General features: G+C 50.4%; 15 protein-coding genes. 5 read left to right on the top strand and 10 right to left on the bottom strand.

What is annotated here, in order from left to right; all coding sequences use genetic code 11:
• Window positions 1-19: 19 nt before the first annotated feature.
• The 3 genes from F0L74_RS16050 to F0L74_RS16040 all read right to left on the bottom strand — a co-directional run bounded on the left by F0L74_RS16050 (window position 20) and on the right by F0L74_RS16040 (window position 4,779).
• A complete protein-coding gene (locus F0L74_RS16050) occupies window positions 20-298 on the bottom strand; it encodes an HTH domain-containing protein (RefSeq protein WP_149838928.1) in 279 nt (92 codons plus the stop codon).
• Between the two features lie 844 nt (window positions 299-1,142).
• Entirely contained in the window at window positions 1,143-1,868 is a 726-nt protein-coding gene (locus F0L74_RS16045; protein ID WP_149838927.1) for an AcvB/VirJ family lysyl-phosphatidylglycerol hydrolase, read from the bottom strand.
• Between the two features lie 328 nt (window positions 1,869-2,196).
• Window positions 2,197-4,779, bottom strand: coding sequence for a phosphatidylglycerol lysyltransferase domain-containing protein (locus tag F0L74_RS16040; RefSeq protein WP_149838926.1), 2,583 nt, complete (start codon window positions 4,777-4,779; stop codon window positions 2,197-2,199).
• Between the two features lie 241 nt (window positions 4,780-5,020).
• On the opposite strand from F0L74_RS16040, the gene F0L74_RS16035 reads away from it, so the two are divergent.
• From F0L74_RS16035 to F0L74_RS16020, 4 genes are all read left to right on the top strand, one after another.
• Complete coding sequence (locus F0L74_RS16035) at window positions 5,021-5,833, top strand: mechanosensitive ion channel family protein (protein ID WP_149838925.1); 813 nt, start codon at window positions 5,021-5,023, stop codon at window positions 5,831-5,833.
• A 112-nt stretch (window positions 5,834-5,945) separates the two neighbouring features.
• Window positions 5,946-6,293 (top strand): YciI family protein, encoded by a 348-nt coding sequence (locus F0L74_RS16030; RefSeq protein WP_149838924.1) that lies wholly within the window; start codon window positions 5,946-5,948, stop codon window positions 6,291-6,293.
• Between the two features lie 10 nt (window positions 6,294-6,303).
• Window positions 6,304-7,575 carry an RNA polymerase sigma factor gene (locus tag F0L74_RS16025; protein ID WP_149838923.1) on the top strand — a complete coding sequence of 424 codons (1,272 nt, stop codon included), beginning with the start codon at window positions 6,304-6,306 and terminating at the stop codon, window positions 7,573-7,575.
• A 61-nt stretch (window positions 7,576-7,636) separates the two neighbouring features.
• Window positions 7,637-9,220: an FMN-binding glutamate synthase family protein gene (locus tag F0L74_RS16020; RefSeq protein ID WP_149838922.1), complete on the top strand. Its 1,584-nt coding sequence runs from the start codon at window positions 7,637-7,639 to the stop codon at window positions 9,218-9,220.
• Here F0L74_RS16020 and F0L74_RS16015 read toward each other — a convergent pair whose 3' ends face one another.
• The 7 genes from F0L74_RS16015 to F0L74_RS15985 all read right to left on the bottom strand — a co-directional run bounded on the left by F0L74_RS16015 (window position 9,221) and on the right by F0L74_RS15985 (window position 19,282).
• A complete protein-coding gene (locus F0L74_RS16015) occupies window positions 9,221-9,958 on the bottom strand; it encodes an amidohydrolase family protein (protein ID WP_149838921.1) in 738 nt (245 codons plus the stop codon).
• Entirely contained in the window at window positions 9,955-11,409 is a 1,455-nt protein-coding gene (locus F0L74_RS16010) for an alpha-L-fucosidase (RefSeq protein WP_149838920.1), read from the bottom strand. Before F0L74_RS16010 ends, F0L74_RS16015 begins: the two co-directional genes overlap by 4 nt.
• 193 nt (window positions 11,410-11,602) lie before the next feature.
• Complete coding sequence (pgl, locus tag F0L74_RS16005; RefSeq protein ID WP_149838919.1) at window positions 11,603-12,325, bottom strand: 6-phosphogluconolactonase; 723 nt, start codon at window positions 12,323-12,325, stop codon at window positions 11,603-11,605.
• Window positions 12,326-12,394: 69 nt separating this feature from the next.
• Entirely contained in the window at window positions 12,395-13,897 is a 1,503-nt protein-coding gene (gene zwf, locus F0L74_RS16000) for a glucose-6-phosphate dehydrogenase (RefSeq protein WP_149838918.1), read from the bottom strand.
• Window positions 13,898-13,993: 96 nt separating this feature from the next.
• Complete coding sequence (gene gnd / locus F0L74_RS15995; protein WP_149838917.1) at window positions 13,994-15,409, bottom strand: NADP-dependent phosphogluconate dehydrogenase; 1,416 nt, start codon at window positions 15,407-15,409, stop codon at window positions 13,994-13,996.
• A 279-nt stretch (window positions 15,410-15,688) separates the two neighbouring features.
• Window positions 15,689-18,268: a phosphoenolpyruvate carboxylase gene (locus tag F0L74_RS15990; RefSeq protein ID WP_149838916.1), complete on the bottom strand. Its 2,580-nt coding sequence runs from the start codon at window positions 18,266-18,268 to the stop codon at window positions 15,689-15,691.
• A 174-nt stretch (window positions 18,269-18,442) separates the two neighbouring features.
• A complete protein-coding gene (locus tag F0L74_RS15985; protein ID WP_149838915.1) occupies window positions 18,443-19,282 on the bottom strand; it encodes an energy transducer TonB in 840 nt (279 codons plus the stop codon).
• Between the two features lie 868 nt (window positions 19,283-20,150).
• On the opposite strand from F0L74_RS15985, the gene F0L74_RS15980 reads away from it, so the two are divergent.
• Window positions 20,151-22,211, top strand: a complete 2,061-nt coding sequence (locus F0L74_RS15980; RefSeq protein ID WP_149838914.1) for a TonB-dependent receptor — start codon at window positions 20,151-20,153, stop codon at window positions 22,209-22,211.

Below are 22,211 nucleotides of genomic sequence, written 5' to 3'. Positions count from 1 at the left end.
TGTTGTTCCGTTTTAGCTGTTACCAGAAATCCAGGAAAATGGAGAACAATAGAGCGCTGGTAGCGGCCAGGTTCTTTACAAAGCGGATATTGAAGCCGCCTTTTTCCGAGTAGTAATAACTCTCCTTATACCGGTCATATTCGATGGGAGCGCCCAGATCCTTCATCATTTTCAGGAACTCATAAAGGGTACGCTCGGATATACGAAGCCTTTTGGCTAACTGGGCGGGTTTGCCGGTACCTTTGATGCGGATGAGATAATCGATCGTTTGTAACCTTTCAAAATAACGCTTCGGCATGTGGCATAGGGGGTTTAACGAGTAATGGAATTTACTGTATACGCAGCATTATACCAAAATAAATTGTATATATTTTTTTTGCTACGTATTAGACTCTTTAATACCAGTTGAATCATTTTTTTCACCTTAACTACTTACGATTGAACTGGTTATTAAAAAAGTTTGTAAATGCTACTCCCGCAATAACCCCTAATGTTGGCATTTGCAACTGGTTGATAGTAAACGGATTTACTTGATACATATACATGGGTTTTTCTGAGGGTAATAATAAAGTTTCCTTTACCGGTCAGGCATTACATAACTGCAAGATAGCAAGGGCCACTGCAATAGGACCGCAGTTAATACAGTCGATAGAGAATTAGTATTAAGGCCCCGAAATGGCGCTTAATACCTGGCGTGGAGGTGATTAGTAAGCGATTATGGGGTTGTTCCTAACATTGAAGCCCCCGGTAAAGACCGGGCGCGCAGAGATCAATTACAGTTTCCCGCTGCTATGGAGCTGCGGCGACTGATGTACGTGACCTCCCTTCGTGTAACAAATAGTAATTTTTAACACTCATTAAATCAGCTAACAATGTTAAGGCAATATTTAGTTATAACGGTTAATAGTACGTTAATGCATAAACAAAAAAACCTTGCCGGCCATAAAAGACCAGCAAGGTTCAGAACCATCAGAGGTTTGGTATGATACTGATAGTATAAAAGCAGGAAAGAACTACCACATCACCTTGCCTCTGCGCGGACTCCGGTCCTGGACGGGACCTCGTCCCTGACCGGTACACGCAGTACAATGATACGCTGGTTTAAATTGCGAGCGGTTAATTGCAAGTTAATCCGCTGAAATCTATTGTGGTTGCGCAGCTTGAGCAGCCGGCGCCGCCGGATGTGACAATATGGTTTGCACGACATTACCGGCATTATCATCATAATGATGGCCACCGGGTAATACTAGTTTTTGGTAGTTGGTGATCTTCAGTTTTTTCAGGTCAAAATCGTCCTCCCCTTCTCCGAACATCAGCAATAAGGGAGTGGTAGTGATCTTGTTAAGAGCGCCGGGAACACTAAGGCCCGTTTTTGTATTTTTGCCCAGCATTTCTGATACATGTACTTCGAGGTCCGTAAAGTTTGAGGGCGATATGAGCACCATTTGCTGTACCTGGGCCTGTACATCGGCCGGCATGTTCTTAAACATGAAGGGCAGCACATCTGCACCCAGGGAATAACCCACCAGCATAAACGTATTGTGGCCCCAGCGCCTGCCGTAATAACGGAGTACCAGGGTAAGATCCCAGCCAGCTTCTTTGGGCGTTTTCTTTTTCCAGAAATACTTTTGACTGTTTACTGCCACAACGGGGTATCCAGCGTTGGTGAAGGCGTCTACCATGTCCTGGTTAAATTTCTTTAATCCGCCATCCCCACTGAGGAATACCAGCAAAGGATATTTTTCACTACCCGGAGGGGCCAGGGTGGTTACCGGCATTTGCGGAACGGTGGTAGTATTTGTCTGGGCTATGGCCAGACCTACGATTAACTGGAGAGCAACTGCCAATAATAGTTTACGCGACATCATTATCAATTATGGATTATGAAGTACAAATTACGAATTTCAATGATTGTTCAAGGCGCTGTTTTGGAGGCGGGCGAAGGGCGTGGGAGATGGGCTATGCCGGCAGTGTTCTTCTGTGAGCTGCGCCTGCCGCGGGGTGTTCGCAGGGAAAGGTGGCTGCGGGAACCCGCGCCAGCCAAGGCTCACATCCGAACCTGCCGGCAACGCAGTATGCACGTCAGGCTGGAGCGGGAGGCTGAGCTGCAGGAAGCGAGGTGGGGAAGGAGCGACAGGAAGCGAGGTGGAGGATGGCGTGGCGCTGAGAAACGTGGCGCTGGGAAGCGTGGCTGGGTTAAGGCTGCATGACCTTAGTTAAGGCGGCGGGCAGCTGTATCAGGTCAAAATCATGTTCATAGACCAGATATTTATTGGTCCAGGTGGTGGCATATTTTTCCTTGAACTCGCGCAGACCGTGGTAGTGACGGAAAGCGCGGATCTTTTCATAGGCGAATTTTACTACCTGCTCTGCCGTATTCTGTGGCTGGGCAATGCCGGACATAGGCACCAGTCCCAGGTTCAGGAAGGAGGCGTTGCGCTGCTGGGCATCCTGGATGAGGGCAATAATAAGAGCGTCCATACAGCCACCGGGGGCATCTGCCCGTTTGCGGATCATATCGTAGGTGCATTCGCCGGGAGCGTAGTCCGGTATTACGTTCAGGAAGGCGGCTACCTGGCCGGCGCTGTCGCTGACGGTGATAACGTCCTGCTGTTGTATGGCGGCGGCGTCGAACAGGCCCTGGGAAAAGGTCATTTCCTTTACTTCGTATTGCGCCAGCCATTCGTCGGACACGGCTTTTAGCTGCGGTATGAGTGCGGAGGGCAACGGCGCATGGTGTACCGTGGTTGTATATCCTTTGGCGTTAAGGCTGTTGAGGGCGTTACGTAGGGACTTTTTATCCTTTCCGCTGAGGGTAAAATTGCGGATATCCATGATGGCCTCCTGCCCTATCAACAGCTTCTTCTTCTTGAGGCGGTTAAAGTAGTAGACGCTTTCTTCATCTACTCTGTAAAACGCCGGGCGCAGGCCCATTATACGGCATTGGTGGTCGAACTCCTCCAGCAGGGATAGTTTGAGGTCTTCCCGGCAAACCGGTTCTTCGAGCACGATAGCGAAACCGTTGGCTACCCGGTAGGCGATAAATCCTTCGTAGGTATCGGAGATATACAACAGCTTATCCTCCCCTATCTTGAAATAATCCATAGCGGAGCTGCCATACTGATTAAGGTAAAACCTGGCTTTTTCCGATGCCGAGGTGCTTTGCTGGATGGATAAGTAGGGACGGATGACGGTATAGAACAGAAAGGCCCAGGCCCCTACTGCCAGCACCCGGATAGCGCTCAGGAACTCACGGCCAAAACGGGTTACGGCGTGCAGGTTATCCTCTTCCAGCAGCATAAAGCCATGAAAAGCCGCGCGCATAGATTGGCTCCAGGTAAAATCGATGCCGAAGTGCCGCGCTTTCAGAAAGTAGAAGCCCACAGCGCCAAAGATCATCACCACCCCAAAAGTGGCCAATGCGGTCAATACGCCTATGTTCATGAGCTGGCGGTTGCTGCGGGCGCGGTACTGGCCGGCAGTAACCAGGAGTATCACGGCGGTAATGACAGCCAGGGACGCTTCTTCATAATCCAGGGCCTTGGTCATGTGGCCTATGGCGCTTAACATGGATACTACCAGCGCCACTATCCAGGCACTGCGGAGACCCCGGAATAAAAAGGTGGCGGTTACCAGCAGCACCAGCCCCAGGAAAACTACCGCCAGATTAGAGGCATGTATAGAATCACCCGGGATATAATCCCGCAGCAGGCGTAAACGGCCAGCCAATGGCGGCGTAAGTACGGAAAAGATGTTCACCATTCCCAGCAGGAAGATGAGCACCGGCGGCAAGAGCCGCAGCACCAGGTCGCGGCCACGGAGGGCAAAAGCCATGAGGCCACCCGCCAGGGGCAACCAGAATTCAAACAGCCGGTATAAGAGCGTTATTTCCAGGGCCTGCAGGGAGGTATAGCCATAACTGCTGAGTAACCAGGCCAGGGACAGTTCTATGGCGCCCAGCCCACGTAAAAATGGCGATATTATGAGGAAGATGGTGGCTACAATGTATCCCACACAGGCGGCCTCCAGGGATGGCGTGGCGCCGGTGGCCAGCATGGCCAGATAGAGATGGGCAATGCCGGCCAGCTCTATCGCTACAGAAGCCAGTACGGTCTGTACAAATGCGGGGCGCTGCAGCTGGAACTGGAACATCTCGTCCAGCTGATGCATGGCGCCGGGGAAGGACTTTAGCAATAAAGCATATACTGCTCCTTTCTGTTGTATGGAGCGTACCACCCATACGGCAGCTATCAGCAGCAGACAGATAGCTGCCAAACCGGGGACCGCTTTTTTCATATCCGGATTGCGCAATATGGCAATGGCCACCACGGGTATGCCTACCAGGAATACGGATAATATGCCTACATAACCATAGATGGCTGAAGCCTGATGCACCTGTTGTTTACGCATAGCCGCCTCCCGCAGGCGGCGGGGCATATAGGCCAGGGAGCTTACGCCGCCGGCCGGCAGGAATACGGATAACAGGTTACGTTTCAGGAACAGTTCTGCGCCCATGCCTACAGACAGCTTTCCATCCACCGACTTAAAACTATAATAATACATGAGCGCCTGAATTAAGACGTACAGTATGGTCACCAATATACCCATAGCTACCCATATGCGATTAGCCCCTTCGATGGCAGGTACTAACGCCCGCAGCTCATGCCGCTCCTGCCGGAAGAAATAGATAGCCAATAAAAGGAATAAAACCGCCAGCAGTTCCCTGACATGCAGTTTTCTTAATAAGGGCGCTATGCGTAGTGTAAATTTTACAGGCATAATGGATCATTACAGGGGACAAAGGATGTAACTGTTAACACACAAAACTACATTTAAGTTGCACCTGCACATTGCAGCCGGGGTAAGTTTAAGGGTATTTTAAGGCGGTATGCGGCTGTGCAAGTTTTTCCGCAGTGTGAAGATGCACCTACTCATTAAACAGCAGAAAAACAGCCAATTATGAGATATTCAAAAACGGCATAATTATTTGGCCCTTTGTTCCCGGAACAAACACCGGGATATGCAGTATACACAATGGGGCAGGCTTATATATGACAAGATCCATGGATGGCTGGAAATAGCTGTTAAGATGCTGCCAAATGCGGTGGTGGCTGCGGTAGTGTTGTTCCTTTTTGTAATGCTGGCCCGCCTGTTTAAGAAATTGGTGTATAAGCTGGTCTTCAAACTATCTGATACGCCGGCCATCAGCGGGCTGAGCGCCAGTGTGGCCTATCTGTTCATGTGTTTTGTAGGGCTATTTATAGCCCTGGATGTATTGCAACTGGACAAAACCGTATCTTCACTGCTAGCCGGGGCCGGTATTATTGGACTGGCCCTTGGCTTTGCATTCCAGGATCTTACCGCTAATTTTATTTCCGGCATCTTTATCACTTTCCGCAAACCTTTTGAGGTAGGGCATCAGATAGAAACCAACGGTTTTACCGGCGATGTGGAGAACATACAATTGCGCTCCACTACCCTGCGTACGCTGGATGGGCTGCATGTTATCATCCCCAATAAAGATATTTTCCAGAAACCTATCATCAACCATTCCCTGACCCCGGAACGCCGTGTTACCCTAACTTTTAACGCTCCTATTACTAATGAACAAACCGGCCAGCTGCAGGATAACCTGCAAGGTTCTCTGAAAAACCTGGAACATATTGCCGGCCACCGGCCAATAGAAGTGTTGTACTCCGGTATAGACGGCGCCAATATCAAAATAACCGTTACCTGCTGGGTGAACAATGATGATGTAAATAATTATGATCTGGCCCTGCATGGGATTATTACCCAGGTAACCAATACCTTAAAGGAGCGCAAATTGATCTGATCCCTAAAAAAAACCGTCCTTCCTGAAATATTTTCTGGATTTTTGTCCTGCACGTAATTTCCCATCCGTCATTACCCTGTTATTCGTTTTTATAACCTACAAAACAAGTATCATGAAAGACTTCATGTTCATTTTCAGCAACGGCAGCAGCGCCGGTAATTTATCCCCAGACGAAATGCAGGACAACATGCAGCAATGGTTTGCCTGGATAGAAAAGTTAAAAGCGAAAAACATCTATGTAGCCGGCGAGGCGTTGATCCCCGGCGGTAAAACCGTGAGCGGCCCCAAGGCATTAGTGACTGACGGTCCTTTTGCAGAAAGCAAAGAGGTAGTAGGCGGTTTCTTTATCATTAAAGCGGACTCTATGGAGGAAGCTACTGAAATTGCCAAGGATTGTCCGGACCTGCCTATTAACGGCACGGTAGAAGTAAGGGAAGTAATGAAATTTGATGGGATGTAACCCAACCGTTATGGCATCGGCCCCCTCCTCTCCGCAGCAGATCGTTGATCATCTTTTCCGGCATGAGTCGGGAAAGATGATCGCTGTATTAACCCGCATTTTTGGGATGCATAATCTTAGCCTGGCGGAGGATGTGGTACAGGAAGCATTTTTGAAGGCGGTACAGAGCTGGAGCTTCCACAAGATACCAGATAACCCGGCGGCCTGGTTAATGACGGTAGCCCGGAACAAGGCGCTGGACATCATCCGCCGGCAACAGCATTTTCAGGATCTTTCCGGCGAGCTGGCCTATCATCTGCAGCATACCACGGAAAGCACGGTGCGGCAGCTGTTCCTGGATACGGAGATCACGGACAGTCAGCTGCGGATGATCTTTGCCTGTTGCCATCCTTCCCTGAAGGAAGAAGACCAGGTAGCCCTGACCCTTAAGACGGTTTCCGGTTTTGGCCCCGCAGAAATTGCCCGGGCGCTGGTTACCAATGAGGCCGTGATACAGAAACGCCTGTACCGCGCCAAACAGTTCCTGAAAGACCATACCATTCAGCTGGAGATACCCAGCGGACAGGAATTGATCCCCCGCCTGGAAACGGTGTATACCGTGTTATACCTGTTGTTTAATGAAGGGTATAATTCCCTGAAAACGGATGAGCTGATACGCCGCGACCTTTGTATGGAGGCCATGCGGCTTTGTTTACTACTGTCAGAGCATAAGGTAGGTAAACAGCCGGCTACGTATGCATTGCTGTCTTTAATGTGTTTACAGGCCTCCCGGTTTGACAGCCGTATTGATAATAACAATGCTATTGTGCTGTTGCAGCACCAGGACCGCAGCGCCTGGAATAAGGACCTGATCAACATGGGGTATCATTACCTGAGCCAATCCTCCAACGGGGAACAGATCACCGTATATCATATAGAGTCCGCCATAGCTGCGGAACATTGCCTGGCCCCGGCTTTTGCGGATACCAACTGGGAGCGTATGCTGCTGTTGTATAACCTGCTGCTGGAGCGGAAACCGATGCCTGTGGTATGGCTAAACCGGGCCATTGTGCGCGCCCAACTGGGAGAAACCACTGCCGCCATCCGGGACATTCTGCAGCTACCGGATATCGAAAAGCTGTTAGCCACCCATTATATCTACAGCGCCGTATTAGGCGATCTATACCTGCAGGCCAGCGATAGCCTGCATGCCCGGAAATACCTTATGCAGGCCCATACCCTCACCCCCTCACAGGCAGAAAGACAACTGATCCAGGACAAGCTACGCAGCCTGGATAACTGAGGTTGATACATTATTATTAATTATTCTCTAACTTTCCTCCTGTTTAAATAAGGAAGTAATTATGGCTAAACGATTTCTGATCCTGTCTGCAGTAAGCCTGCTGCTGATAGGCGTAGCGGGGTATTTTTTAAACTGGGTATTGTGGCTGTTAGTACTGGCGGTCCCCCTAATTGTTATGGGTATTGTGGATATGCTACAAACCAAACACGCCATTATGCGCAATTACCCGGTAGTAGGCCGTATGCGTTACTGGATGGAGGACCTGCGCCCCAAGGTGTACCAATACTTTGTGGAAAGCGATACAGACGGTGCGCCCATCAACAGGATAGACCGCTCCACTATCTACCAGCGCGCCAAACGCGAGCTGGATACGCAGCCTTTTGGCACCCAGTTTAACGTATATGCGGAGGGATATGAATGGATGGCGCATTCCATTCAACCTAAAGATTTTAAAACAATGGATCATGATCCACGTGTGATGATAGGCAGTACAGAATGCGGTCAGCCGTATGCTGCCAGCATCCTTAATGTATCTGCCATGAGTTATGGCTCCCTTAGCGCCAATGCTGTGGAGGCGCTGAATGGCGGGGCTTTCCTGGGCAAGTTTGCCCATAATACGGGCGAAGGCGGTATCAGCGAACATCACCTGAACCAGGGCGGCGATATCATCTGGCAGATAGGCACCGGTTATTTTGGCTGCCGGAATGATGAGGGCAATTTTGATGATGCGTTGTTTGCAGAAAAGAGCGCGCTGCCACAGATCAAGATGATAGAGCTGAAACTATCTCAGGGTGCAAAACCGGGCCATGGCGGTATATTACCGGCGGCCAAGAACACGCCGGAGATAGCGGCCATCCGCCATGTGAAACCTTACACTACGGTATTTTCCCCACCTTATCATACTGCTTTTAATACGCCTAAGGAAATGATGCAGTTCGTGGCGCGTTTACGCAGCCTGAGCAAGGGGAAGCCGGTGGGCTTTAAATTATGTATTGGTCAGCCCAGGGAGTTCTATGCCATCTGTAAGGCAATGATCGCCACAAACTGCTATCCTGATTTTATTACTATTGATGGCGGCGAAGGCGGTACTGGCGCGGCGCCCCCGGAATTCTCCAATTCTGTAGGCATGCCTTTGATGGACGCCCTGGCCTTTGTGCAGGATACCCTTACTGGTTTTAATATACGGCATAAGGTAAAACTTATTGCTTCCGGCAAGATACTTACCGGCTATCATGTACTGCGTGCAATGGCCCTGGGGGCGGATGCCTGCAACAGCGCCCGTGCCATGATGATGGCCATTGGCTGTATACAGGCATTGCAGTGTAATACCAATAAATGCCCCACCGGTGTAGCTACACAGGATAAATGGCTGATGGGCGGCCTGGATATCAATGATAAAAAACACCGTGTAGCCAACTATCACCGCGATACGATAGAAAGCGCTATGGAACTGACCGCGGCCGCAGGTTTAAGCAGTCCGCACGAGATCACCCGGGCGCATATTTTCCGGCGGGTATTCATGAACCAGGTACGTACTTTTGAAGAGATCTATCCCAGTGTACCGGCGGGTTTATACCTGGATGGGCAATTGATGGAGCAGATGCGGAAGGAGCTGGATAATGTGCATGAAGACAGGTGGAATTAGTTATTGATAGAAGGATTTAGCATTCTTATACAGGATGCGGTTGGCGATATCCGGGTGAAAATGGTCTTTGATCAGCTGTACATCTTCATCCTCAAAAGGCCGTGGGGCACGGGTGGAGGGCAGATCGCTGCCAAACATCAATGCGCTGGCATCAATATCTACGATCTGCTGCATGACTTCTTTTACATCAAAATTACAGCGGCTAAAACCTGAGGCCTTCACCTTAGCGCCATAAGCTACGAGCTCCAGCAGGTAAGGCACGCCTTCTTTTTCAAGGCCCAGGTGATCTATACTTACGCGGGGCAGGCGTTTTAATACGGCCATCCTATCCTTGAGCTCTACTGAGTTAATGTATAGTTCCGTATGCCAGCCGCACAGGTCATACACCCGCATGGATAGCGGTTCCAGGTGCTCTATACCAGCAGAACCGCCCCGCTGCACATTAAAGCGCACTGCCCTTACACCGGCATGGTGTAAATGACGTATATCTTTATCCGTTACATAGTCCGGCACCTGTGTAACCCCTACAAAACCTGCGCCCAGCTCCTTTAGAGCGGCCGTGAGGCATTGCTGGTCAAAGGCCTGGAAAGAACCAGACACCACGGCGCCGGCTGTTATGTGCAGGTCCTTTACCCGCTGCAGGTAATCCGCTACCGTAAAATAAGGCGGCAGGTAACCCTGATTACGTTCTAACGGGAAATGGGGATCGATAATATGGAAGTGCGCGTCAAAGATCATGATGCGGTGATTTTTATAACAAATAGCGGATGGCTGATATCGCCGGGATGCAGGGCGGAGAGATCGAGCAGGCAATCTTTTCCCTGCTGTTTGAGGCGAATATTGGCTTTACTGCCCAGCAGCACCACCTTTGCCCCTGCGGGGGCCGTATAATCCTTTATGATCAGTTGTGAATGATAAGCTGGCACTATACAATACAGATTGTTATCCTTTTTGGTAAAGAACATCTCGATATTGGCATGCTCTTTTGAAGGCTGTACCATTTTAACAACGTCATAATCTGCCATAAATGCGGCCTGTTTAACTGTAGGCTGCTTACCGGTGCTCCACTGGCGGGTGCGCTGCCAGGCGCTCGTTTCGTAGATGGCCTCTCCGTTCACTTTAAGCCAATCTCCCATATCTACCAGGCGTTGCTGCATGATAACGGGAATGCGCCCATCTGCTGTGGGGCCTATATCCAGCAGGAGGTTACCGCCGCGGGATACTATATCCACCAATGCCAGCAGCAGGTCATGACTGCTTTTATAGTCGTTTACATTCTCCATACGGTTGTAGCCATATGATTGGCCAATGCCCCTGCTCTCTTCCCATACTACATCCGGGGCCATGCCGCTGCCGTATTCTGAGGTAAGATAGGTGCTGGCGGCGTTATGGCCGCGGGTATTGCTGCCCCAGCGGTCGTTCACCACTACATCTCCCTTTACGGGTGATTGGTTATAGAGCCAGGCCAGTAAAGCCGGGGAGTTCCAGGCGGTATCTGATAGCTCCCATTCGCCATCAGAGAAGATAACAGCAGGTTTATAGCGGGTCACCAGGTCTTTGAACTCCGGCTCCATCACTTCTTTGATATATTGTTGTTTATTGGACAACCATAAGGGATTAAACCATTCGTACAAGGAATAATAGTAGCCCATACGCAGGCCGGCATTCCGCACGGCATTGGTAAGGTCGCCCAGCAGGTCGCGTTTGGGTGTGCCTGTTACCGCATTCCAGGGACGGCCCCAGGCCTTATCTGCCCAGGGACTGTTCCACAGGCAATAACCTTCATGGTGTTTGGAAGTGAGGACCACATATTTTGCGCCGGAACGGCGGAAGATATCTGCCCATTGTGCCGGATCAAACAGGGCGGCCGTGAACTGCGGCTCAAATTTCGCATAGGGGAAATCCTTGCCAAAGTTCTTATCGTGGAAGGCCTGTACCTGCGGGTGCGTTTGTGCGCCGGGCGTCATGAGGTTATACCAGTACCATTCTGAGTAACCACCCGGGCTTACGACTGCATAGGAGGGCACGGCGTATACGCCCCAATGTATGAAGATGCCGAATTTAGACTGATGGAACCAGGCCGGTATCTCACGGGTGTTCAGCGAGGCCCAGTTGGGCTCGTATTGCTGGGCAAATAATGATGGCAGTGTAAATAATACCAGGAAACATACAAGCGTGATTCTTTTCATGACAAGCGTAGTTGAAGCCAACAGTAAAATAGTAAATATTCCCGCTACTGCCAAAGGAAAGCGGCAGCCGTTTGGAGGGGGATGCTATCCATTGTTTAAGGGAAGGCTGTTTGGAGCGGCGGAAGTATTACCATAAAAAATCCCGGCAGCGGGCAGCTACCGGGACCTTTATTATACGTTCTTTAAAAAGTGCTTATTCCAGCGCGCCGGCGGCAGCTTCGTCCACAAACCAATGCAGTTCGCCATCCTGCGGACGTATCAGCTGGGAAGGGAATTGCTCTGCATTGAAGGTACCTTCGATCACATTCTTAAGCGTAATAGCCTTTCCAGCGCCTGTAGCCATAAATACCACGCAGGCCGCACGGTTCACTACCGGGGCGGTGAGGGTAATACGGTACATATGCTGTGCACTAAGGAAAAAGGCTTTAGCCCAGGCTTTCTGCTCCAGTACAATTGGCAGGCCGGGGAACAGTGACAGGGTATGCCCATCATCCCCCATACCCAGCAGCACCAGGTCAAAAGTTACCTCGCTGTTGTTGAAATATTCTTTCAGCAACGCCTCATATTCAGCAGCCGCATCTTCCGGTAAAATATCAGTACGCATTACATGGATATTCTCTTCCGGTATACCCAGGGGCGTGAGCAGGGTCTCGTACGCCATTTTTGCATTATTGCGGTCATCCTCAAAAGGCACGGCCCTTTCATCACCCCAGAAGAAATGGATCTTTTCCCAGGGGATCATTTGCCGGTAAGGTTCCTTAGCCAGCAACTGATACAGCTGTTTAGGCGTATTGCCGCCGGAGAGCACAAAGGTAAAGCGCTCCTGATCCTGCAATACTTCCTGTATATAATTGCTGATCCAGGCGGCCAGGTTCTCACTGAGTTGTTGCGGATCTTTGGCGATATGAAGCTCCATAGTTAATTATTTGATGTGCGAATACGCTGATGTGCGTGTTACACATCAGCGTATTCGCACATTATCATATTATTTAGATAAGTTGATCCAGCTGTGGCCATCCTGTGCTATCAGCGCATCCGCATCATTTGGTCCCCAGGAGTCCGGCGCATAGTTGGGGAAGTCCTGCGGTACGCGGTTCTCCCATGCTTCCAGTATGGGCATGATCACTTTCCAGGCAGCTTCTACCTGGTCTGCGCGCATGAAGAGGGTAGCATCTCCTTCCATTACATCCAGCAGCAGGGTCTCGTATGCTTCCGGCGCGTGCTCGCCATAAGCGGTATCGTAGTTGAACACCATCTCTACCGGATCCAGCGTCATTGTCTGGCCAGGGCGTTTGGCCTGGAAGCGGATGCGGATATCCATTTCCGGCTGTATGCTGATGGTCATACGGTTAGGCCTCCAGGTTTCTGCAGACTCAGAGGGGAATGCATAGTGCGGGGCCTGGCGGAACTGCAGGTTGATCTGCGTGGTCTTCTGGTTCAGGAACTTGCCGGTGCGCACATAGATGGGCACACCCTGCCAGCGCCAGTTATCGATATAGAATTTTACGGCAGCATAGGTTTCCGTGTTGGAGCCGGGCGTAACGCCTTTTTCTTCACGGTAGCCCAGTACGCGCTCTCCTTTTTTCCAACCGCCGGCGTACTGACCACGCACTGCGTAATCGTGTACTTTATCACGGCTGATGGGACGGATGGCGTTGAGTACATCCACCTTTTTATTACGGATCTCGTTAGCGTCGAAAGATACAGGCGCTTCCATGGCCACCATACATAATAACTGCAGGATGTGGTTCTGCACCATATCCCTGAGGGCGCCGGAGCGCTCATAGTAGCCACCGCGGCCTTCCAGGCCTACGCTTTCCGCAGCGGTGATCTGTATATATTCAATGAAGTTGCGGTTCCATACCGGTTCAAACAGGGCATTGGCAAAACGCAATGCCAGCAGGTTCTGTACGGTTTCTTTACCCAGGTAGTGATCAATACGGAAGATCTGCTCTTCGGAGAACATGCGGCCCAGCAGCGCATTGAGCTCATGCGCGCTTTGCAGGTCATGACCAAAGGGTTTTTCTATCACAATGCGGGTGCTGTGCGTATCGCTGCACAGGTTCAGTTTTCCCAGTTTGGTGGCAATAGCGGGCACCAGCTGCGGCGCTACGGCCAGGTAGAAGATCACGTTGGGGTGCTTGCCCCACTCCTGCTCCCTGCCTTTCACGATATCCGCGATGGCCTCGTAGGAGTCCACATTCTCTGCATCCATCTGCAGGAAGCTTACGTGCTGGGAAAAGTCTGTCCAGTGGCCATTCTGCTCCCCTTTACGGCGGGAGAACTTCTTGATACCGTCCAGCAGGTGTTCACTGTATGCCTCGTTGGTATATGGGCTGCGCCCGATGCCTACGATCGCAAATTGCTCCGGCATCCAATCGTCCAGGAAAAGATTATATAATGCGGGTGATAGTTTCCGGTAATTCAGGTCTCCGCTGCCACCAAAGATAAACAGCACGGAGGCTGGCGGACGTTTATGGTCTTGCATAAAATTGTGTTTATAATTGCTTTTAGCACTTGACCATTAGCTTTTAGAGGCAGGCATTGCGCCAGCTGCTAAAAGCTAATGGCCAATGGCTTTATCTTAGTGTTGTTCCCAAACCGTATGGAAAGTACCAGCGATATCTGTACGCTGGTAGGTATGGGCGCCAAAATAATCGCGCTGTGCCTGTACCAGGTTGGTAGGCATCCTTTCTGTGCGGTACGCATCAAAATAAGAAAGCGCGGACATGATAGCGGCTACCGGTATACCTGCCTGTGCCGCCTGGGCGATCACGGTGCGGGCATTGGTGGCGATACCCTGTACCAGGCCAGCCACCTCTTTATCCAGGAGGATGTTGGTCAGGTCAGGAGACTGCTGGTAAGCGTTGAAGAATGTTTCCAGCAGTACGGAGCGGATGATACAACCACCTCTCCATACTTTCACTACCTGCGGCAGTGGTATTTCCATCTTCAGCTCTTCAGAAGCCTTGTATAACATAGCCAGACCCTGTGCATAGCTGATCAGTACGCCAAAATACAGGGCGTCATGCACCTGCTGGATCCAGGTATCTATGGGTGTGTTGATGGTGGTTGCCGGCTTTTCATATAAAGCGGCGGCCTGTACCCTTTCTTCTTTATAACCGCTGAGCGTACGCAGGGCCACGGCGGTATCGATCACTGGTATAGCAACCGGCAGGTCCATAGCATCCTGAGAGGTCCATTTACCGGTACCTTTGGAGCCAGCCTTATCGGAGATCATATCTACCAGGCGGTTATCTGTTTTATCGTCTTTCTGGAGGAAGATATCCGCGGTGATCTCTACGAGGAAAGATTGCAGCTGGTCTTTATTCCAGTCCGCAAACACTTTATGCAGCTGATCGTTGTCCAGCCCTACTGCTTTGAGCAGGCTGTATGCTTCGCTAATAAGCTGCATAATGCCATATTCGATGCCGTTATGCACCATTTTTACATAGTGGCCGGCGCCTTCTTTACCTAAATAGGCTACACAGGGCTCACCTTTTACTTTGGCGGCAATAGCTTCCAGCATGGGGCGTACCTTTTCATAGGCGTCTACATCGCCGCCCGGCATGATGGCCGGCCCGGTGCGGGCGCCCATTTCACCACCGGAAACACCGATGCCCATAAAATGGAGTTGTTTTTCGCGGAGGTACTTTACCCTTCTGAGGGTATCTGTGTAGTGGGAGTTACCGCCGTCTATCACCACATCACCCGGCTCCAGGAGGGGCAACAGGGATTCTATCACATCGTCTACCGGTTTGCCGGCGGGCACCAGCATCATTACACGGCGGGGCTTTTGCAACAGTTGCACCATAGTGGCCAGCTCGGGCACGCCTTTTACCGTAGTACCAGGGGTAGCGCTTGCTTCGAGCGCATTGTTCTTGGTAGTATCCTTATCAAATCCGATAACGGAGAAGCCATGGTCGGCCATATTCAGCAACAGGTTCCTGCCCATTACGCCGAGGCCGATCATTCCAAAGTCATATAAACTGTTTGACATAAGCAAAAGTAAAGGTGAAAGTAGACGTAAAATTAGAACAAATAGTATTACGATTTACCAAATTTATGATGTATAAAACACGGAATCATGTGTCATTATTGCGCCCTTATGGACAATATGCCGACCATTCATTGCTCACAAAAAGATTCCCGTATCATTCAAAAATGAACAAAAAATAATAAATACAGTTGTAAATGCAGGCATGAAGTTATTGAACGACGTTCAAGAACTCAACTGAAAAGGTATTATGAAGTTATTAAATAATTCTGACAACTGCAATCAGGCTGAATTTCTGCCGGCGTTAATGATCCCAAAAGAACAGCGTACTACCAGCTTTTCAAACACCGCTTTATGACCATTAGCGTTTTCCTCCTGTTCCAGCTCGCGGATACGGCCAAGCGCATACTGTTGTATGGTAGCCAGGGGCAGTACTATACGTTCCCGCATCTGGATGGACAGCTGGTCTACCGGGCTATCCGCCATCAGGGAGGTAGCCCCGGAGAGGCGCAGCAGGTATTTCTTAGTCAGCTCAAACTCTTCGTAGATCATCTTCCATACCGGCCCATATACCGGGTCTTTAGCCAGGTGGGCCGTTAAGGGGAAGTAGCTTTTGATCATGGCCATTTCACAGTTATCGAGCAGCGTCTTAAAGAAGAGGGAATTGCCATAAAGGCGTTCCAGGGCTTCCCATTTACCGGCTTTGTCCAGCTGCTGCAAGGCGGCCCCTACCCCATAAAAACCAGGCACGTTCTGCTTAAGCTGGCTCCATGCCCCTACATAGGGCACGGCCCGCAGGTCGTTCAGGTTGAGCCTGGCCGCCGCGTTGCGTTTAGAGGGGCGGCTGCCTATGTTAGCCTCTGCGTAGTAGCGCAGGGGGCTGGTATGTTCCAGGTAGTCCAGGAAATTGGGATGTTGCTTTAGCTGGTTAAAGGAGCGATAGCCCTCATCTGCCAGGGCCTGGAGCAGGGCTTCGTCTTCCGCGCTCAGGGTCACCTCACGGGAGGAGAACAGTTCATTGGAGATACCGGCGTGTACCAGCTGCTCCAGGTTAAACTGCGCAGAATCCACTGTACCGAAGTTGGAGCTTACGGTTTGGCCCTGTATGGTGAGCTGAATCTCTTTATTGGCAATATTACGCCCCATGGAGGCGTAGAACTGGTGGGTTTTTCCGCCACCACGGCCGGGAGGGCCGCCACGACCGTCAAAGAAGACCACATTGATGCCCGCCTCGCGGGACAATGTTGTGAGCTCTTCCTTGGCCTTGTAGATGCTCCAGTTAGCCATGAGGTAACCGCCATCCTTGGTGCCGTCGGAGAAGCCCAGCATGATGGTCTGTTTATTATTACGGCGTTGCAGGTGCTGACGGTAGCCTTCATTCTCATAAAGGCTCCGCATTACGTTACCGGCTGCACGCAGGTCATCGATGGTTTCAAACAAGGGTACAATATCCACCGTTAATGCCTCTTTTTTCCAGCCGCCCAGCAGTAACAGGGCATATACCTCTATTACATTCAGTGCGCTGGTGCTGTGGCTGATGATGTAACGGTTACAGCCTTCTTCTCCATTGGCCTGCTGGATAGTTTGCACGGCCTTGATGGTTTCCAGCGTATCCTTATGCAGAGGGTCTTTTAATACATTGGTGTTGGCCGGTTTGCTGATCTGCATGAGGGCCTTTATCTTTTCCTCTTCAGAAAGGGAAGTGTAGTTCTTTGGCAATACTTCGCCTGCTTCTGCCAGGGCATCCAGCAGCGGGCTATGCACAGAACTGTCCTGCCTCACATCCAGGGAGGCGAAGAATAACCCAAACAGCTCTACGCGGCTGATGAGGGTTTCTACCAGGTTTATAAAAAGACCGTTGTGTTGTTGTTGTATCGTATCGCGTATGCGCAGCAGTGTATCCAGGATCTCGCTACGGCTAAGGTCTGTACGGTGGCCGGGAATAAAGAGGTTGCTGTACAGTTTCTGCTCCAGGGAGGCCAGCTCGTTCTCGATGCCTTTGAAAGTAAGGCGGCGGCGCAGTTTGCGCACATCCTGGTAATAACATTTGATGATGGCGCCGCGTAATGCCTCTGCCACCTGAAGGGTGGTAGGCGCTTTTACGAAGGGATTGCCATCGCGGTCGCCGCCGGGCCAAAAGCCCATACGGATCAGGGAATTCTCTGTGCTTACGGCTTCCGGGAAATGTGATCTGAGATAGGTGACCGTACGGCCTGCTGCCTGGTAAAAGATGTTTTCCAGGAACCAGACCAGGCTGATGGCCTCGTCATAGGGCGTGGGCTTTTCCTTTTTAAAGAAGGGCGTTCTGCCCAGCTGCTGCAGGTAACTATTTACGTGAGCGGTATTATCATTGATGAGGGCCCTGGACAGGTCATTGATGATGCCCAGCACCTCACCGGGGTAGAATTGTGTTGGGTGGGCGGTAAGCACCAGCCGTACGGAGAAATCCTTTAGCTTTTCTGCCAGCTGGTCTTCCTTGCGGCTTTGCGTTACTTCTGACTGCAGGTGGCGTAAGGTGCCGGCGCCCTGCATATCGTGGATCTCGCGGAAGGCCGCGTCTTCCAGCGCATCAAACAGCACCACCTGTCGTTCTGAATACTGAACGAACCGGAATAAGAGGTCCAGCTGCTGCTGTTCATCCCTATAGGTGGTGTATTGTTCAAAGAAGGAGTTGAGTATTTCCTGGGGACTTTGTTCCTTTTGATAACCCTCCTCACAATGCAGCAGGAACAGGGACAGGAAGATGCCTGTTTTCTCCACCCGGTGGAAGGGTAACGAAGTAAAGAGGCTGTTATAGAGCTGAAACTTAGTTCCTACCAGGTTCCTGAATAACTGCAGTGTATTGTTAACCGGTGCTTCCATGCTGAATGATTTGCTGATTCCCGGTCGAAAAGTACGAATAAAAGCAGAAAGGTTATAGCAAAAAAAGAAAGTCTGGTAAAGGGGGAGTAAGATGAACGTGAAAGGCCCATGCACACCATGGGCCATAAGAACACTGCCTTTCACGTTTTTGTCCCCGCAAATAAGAAGATAAGATTAGTTGTCGAGATGGAAGACGATGGGGAGGTTGAATTGTACAGATACGTAGCGGCCGTTCTGCTTGCCAGGTTTCCATTTGGGCATTGCCTTTACCACCCGCATAGCTTCTTCTTCGAGCCCGGCGCCCACATGATTACCTACTGTCTTTACATCTTTTATATTTCCCTCATAATCGATCACGAATTGTACAAATATCCTCCCAGATACGCCGTTTTCAGCCGCCAGATTAGGGTAGCGGACAGTCTTGCGGAGGTATTGGGCCAAGGCTTCATTCCCACCAGGAAAAGTGGGCGGGATTTCTACGAAAATAAACACTTCTTCCGGTCTGGGTTCTTTTGCGGGCTCTGTAAGGGTTACCACGCCAGAGCCACCGGCCTTGCCAAAATCAGGCACTTCATCTGCATCTACACCGGCGGAAGTCGTGACGCCAATCGCAGCATGCTGCAATTCATCCATAGGCGGCGGCACATCCTCATCAGCTACATTCCTTGCTATAACGGGCACCACAAACCGCTCTGTATGTACCTGCGGCGCAGGAGCGGCCGGAGGAGGGGGCGGAGGAGGAGGCGTTACCGGCTGTTCAATGTTGGGATCCATCAGCTTCACTGTTTCGATTGGCGGCGGGGCCGGCCTGTTTAAATTATTGGAAGCCATCAAACGGTTATTAAGCGCATACCCGCCAACGATCACCAAAGCTACTGAGGCGGTGCCTATAATTGCATTGCGTACCCGCTGATCATATTTCCGGCGTAATATGTAAGCGCCGTACTCTTTGTTGCGCTCATTAAAGAGGATATCAAGAAAATCGTTCCCGGAGTTTGTGGTTGAGGTCATCATGGTATAAGCGTTTTATAATTAGATGCTGCATAAAAAACTTTCCATACGATGATGAAAGAAAATTACAAACAACAAGGCCACTTCTCTATGAAAGCAGCCTTGTATCGGGGTTTTGCGGGCATACAATAATTACTACGGGTAACAATAAAGATTGGTTACGGTCCTATATAAACTGATATTTATAAAACGGATATTTTTTTATGGAAAAGCAACAACAATTGCATCTAAGGTCTAAAATACCATCCCGGATTGAGATCCGGATCGGGCTCACCTATCTTGCTAAAGGAAGTATTTGTAATGTTAAATATTTAAGATCATGCAGGGAAAGATAATGCCACGGGGCGCGGGAGGCACATTACACAAAATTTACCACCAATAAATTTGCAACATGCCATTCCCGCAAGCCTTACCGGGCATATATTTACAGCAAACAACGCTTAGCTACAACAACGGCCATTGCTGGCACTATCTTTATAAGAAGAACAATGATTGGTTACCACCTCACCCATTACATGCAGATACCGTTGCATAAAACAATAATTTATTGTTAGTCATTTACCGGCGGACAGTGTTTTGCTGGTGGGACAACACTGCCGGAGCACTAAGCCGGACAAGTACTCCAGGGTGGTGGTAATTTTGTTATTCCAATACTCTACTGAATTGGTAGACAAATATACGTAGCTAAATTATATTTCCAAAGAAGTGAAATAGAATTTTTTAAAATGTTGATAGCGGAGATGGTAAAGGGCCGTGTATGGCTGCACCAGCCGCTGCTTACATAAGCTGCAAAATATTTTCTACATTAGCCAGGTAATAACAAATTACCGCTGGTCTTATTTGATCTGTTGTAGTTAATTATCTATCCATTATGAAACTAAGTATACTATTGCTTACGGCATTGTTACCCGTAACCGGCCTTACCGCACAGACCATTGACACAACACATCAGCTCCACGAAATCGTGGTAGAAGCCTATTTGCATAAACAGAACCTGCTGCAGGTGCCTACTTCTACCAGTGTGATCAGCAACAAACAATTTCAACTACAGCCTGGCGCTACCCTTGTGCCTGCCATGAATACGGTACCAGGCGTACGGATGGAAGAACGTTCCCCTGGCAGCTACCGCCTTTCTGTACGCGGCAGCCTGCTGCGCTCTCCTTTTGGCATCCGTAATGTAAAGATCTATATGGATGAAATGCCGCTCACAGACGCCGGCGGCAACACTTACCTGAACCTGGCCGATCCTGGCGCCATACAAAGCGCAGAGATCCTGAAGGGACCTGATGGCAGCCTGTTTGGGGCTAACTCCGGCGGTGTCATATTATTACATCCCTTAGGCACAGCAGCGGATACTACCCATCTGAGGGCCGGTGTGCAGGGCGGCTCCTATGGCCTGTTCCATGAAAAGGCCGGCTATCAGCAGCAATGGGGACCTTACCAGTTAAGCCTTTACCAGGCCTACCAACAGTCTGACGGATACCGCGCTAACAGCGCACTGAAAAGATATTATGTACAAACTGCGCAGCAGTGGCAGTATAATGCCCATAACCAGTTAAAACTGCTGGCTTTTTACAGTGATCTCCGTTACCGCACGCCCGGTGGTCTTACCCTGGCCCAATCCCTGGCTAACCCGCGGGCCGCAAGACCGGCGACTGCCACTTTACCAGGCGCGGAAACACAGCAGGCAGCCATCTATAACCGTACCTTCCAGGGAGGACTGGTGCATGAAGCCAATATCAGCTCTGCCTGGAAACATGTGATCACTGTGTTTGGCGCTACTACGCATTTTGAGAACCCTTTCATCACCAATTATGAAGCAAGGGATGAGAACACCGCCGGCGTGCGTACCTATATCTCTTTACATGACCAGCGTATTGGCCAGAGCGATCTGCATCTTACCTGGAATACTGGACTGGAATGGCAGGTCACCAGCTCTGATATTGTCAACTATGGCAACCGGGCAGGTAAACGGGATACCGTACAGGCAGCCGATAAGCTGAGGGCACAGCAACATTTTTATTTTACCAGCGTAAGCCTGCGACTGCATGAGCGCTGGATATGGGAGGCCGCTGTTAGTCTGAACTACTTCCGTTATAATTTTAATGAGGTCGCCACTAAAGGTGACAGCACCCGCAACTTCAGCGCGCAGCTGATGCCGCGTTTGTCCCTCTCCTACCTCATCACGCCGGAACTGGCCGCCCGTGTAACAGTTAGCCGCGGCTACTCTACCCCCGCTATTGCAGAAGTAAGGGCTTCTGATAACATCATTAACAACACCCTGCAGGCAGAGAACGGCTGGAACCATGAAGCAGGCCTGCGGATGAGCGGGCGCCACAATCGTTTCTGGATAGACGCCTCTGTATATTATTACCGTCTGCAGCACGCGATCGTAAGAAAATTGCATGACGATGGCACGGAATTTTTCACCAATGCTGGGGGTACTCGTCAAACGGGCGTAGAGGCGCAGGGTATGCTGTGGATAGTGACGCCGCGGCATCAAGGCCTGCTGCGGGGATTACAATGGCAAAGCAGCTATACCTATAGTCATTTCCGGTTCAGCGATTACAATAGCGCAGGCCAGGATTTTTCCGGCAACCAGCTGACCGGGGTTCCCAAACAGGTGATCGTGAACAGCCTGTTGATACAGCTACCAGCGAATGTATACCTGTTTGGACAGCATAACTATACGGACCGTCTTCCACTGGACGACGCTAATACCGCTTTTGCCCGTTCCTATCACCTGGTGCAATGTAAAGTGGGATGGCAGCTGCCGATGCATGGCAAATGCAAAGTGGCTGTGTTTGCGGGATCTGATAATATGCTGAATCAATCCTACAGCCTAGGGAATGATCTGAATGCGGTAGGCGCACGTTACTACAATCCGGCGCCGGAGCGGAGTTATTTTGGCGGCGTGGATGTGTTGTTTTGA

The sequence above is a fragment of the Chitinophaga agrisoli genome (assembly GCF_008386695.1).
GTDB lineage: Bacteria > Bacteroidota > Bacteroidia > Chitinophagales > Chitinophagaceae > Chitinophaga > Chitinophaga agrisoli.
This window is presented reverse-complemented; position numbering and strand designations above follow the sequence as displayed.

Coding starts and splice junctions, on each gene's coding strand:
- F0L74_RS16050 (WP_149838928.1), bottom strand. CDS start 298: ATGCCGAAGCGTTATTTTGAAAGGTTACAAACGATCGATTATCTCATC.
- F0L74_RS16045 (WP_149838927.1), bottom strand. CDS start 1,868: ATGATGTCGCGTAAACTATTATTGGCAGTTGCTCTCCAGTTAATCGTA.
- F0L74_RS16040 (WP_149838926.1), bottom strand. CDS start 4,779: ATGCCTGTAAAATTTACACTACGCATAGCGCCCTTATTAAGAAAACTG.
- F0L74_RS16035 (WP_149838925.1), top strand. CDS start 5,021: ATGCAGTATACACAATGGGGCAGGCTTATATATGACAAGATCCATGGA.
- F0L74_RS16030 (WP_149838924.1), top strand. CDS start 5,946: ATGAAAGACTTCATGTTCATTTTCAGCAACGGCAGCAGCGCCGGTAAT.
- F0L74_RS16025 (WP_149838923.1), top strand. CDS start 6,304: ATGGCATCGGCCCCCTCCTCTCCGCAGCAGATCGTTGATCATCTTTTC.
- F0L74_RS16020 (WP_149838922.1), top strand. CDS start 7,637: ATGGCTAAACGATTTCTGATCCTGTCTGCAGTAAGCCTGCTGCTGATA.
- F0L74_RS16015 (WP_149838921.1), bottom strand. CDS start 9,958: ATGATCTTTGACGCGCACTTCCATATTATCGATCCCCATTTCCCGTTA.
- F0L74_RS16010 (WP_149838920.1), bottom strand. CDS start 11,409: ATGAAAAGAATCACGCTTGTATGTTTCCTGGTATTATTTACACTGCCA.
- pgl (WP_149838919.1), bottom strand. CDS start 12,325: ATGGAGCTTCATATCGCCAAAGATCCGCAACAACTCAGTGAGAACCTG.
- zwf (WP_149838918.1), bottom strand. CDS start 13,897: ATGCAAGACCATAAACGTCCGCCAGCCTCCGTGCTGTTTATCTTTGGT.
- gnd (WP_149838917.1), bottom strand. CDS start 15,409: ATGTCAAACAGTTTATATGACTTTGGAATGATCGGCCTCGGCGTAATG.
- F0L74_RS15990 (WP_149838916.1), bottom strand. CDS start 18,268: ATGGAAGCACCGGTTAACAATACACTGCAGTTATTCAGGAACCTGGTA.
- F0L74_RS15985 (WP_149838915.1), bottom strand. CDS start 19,282: ATGATGACCTCAACCACAAACTCCGGGAACGATTTTCTTGATATCCTC.
- F0L74_RS15980 (WP_149838914.1), top strand. CDS start 20,151: ATGAAACTAAGTATACTATTGCTTACGGCATTGTTACCCGTAACCGGC.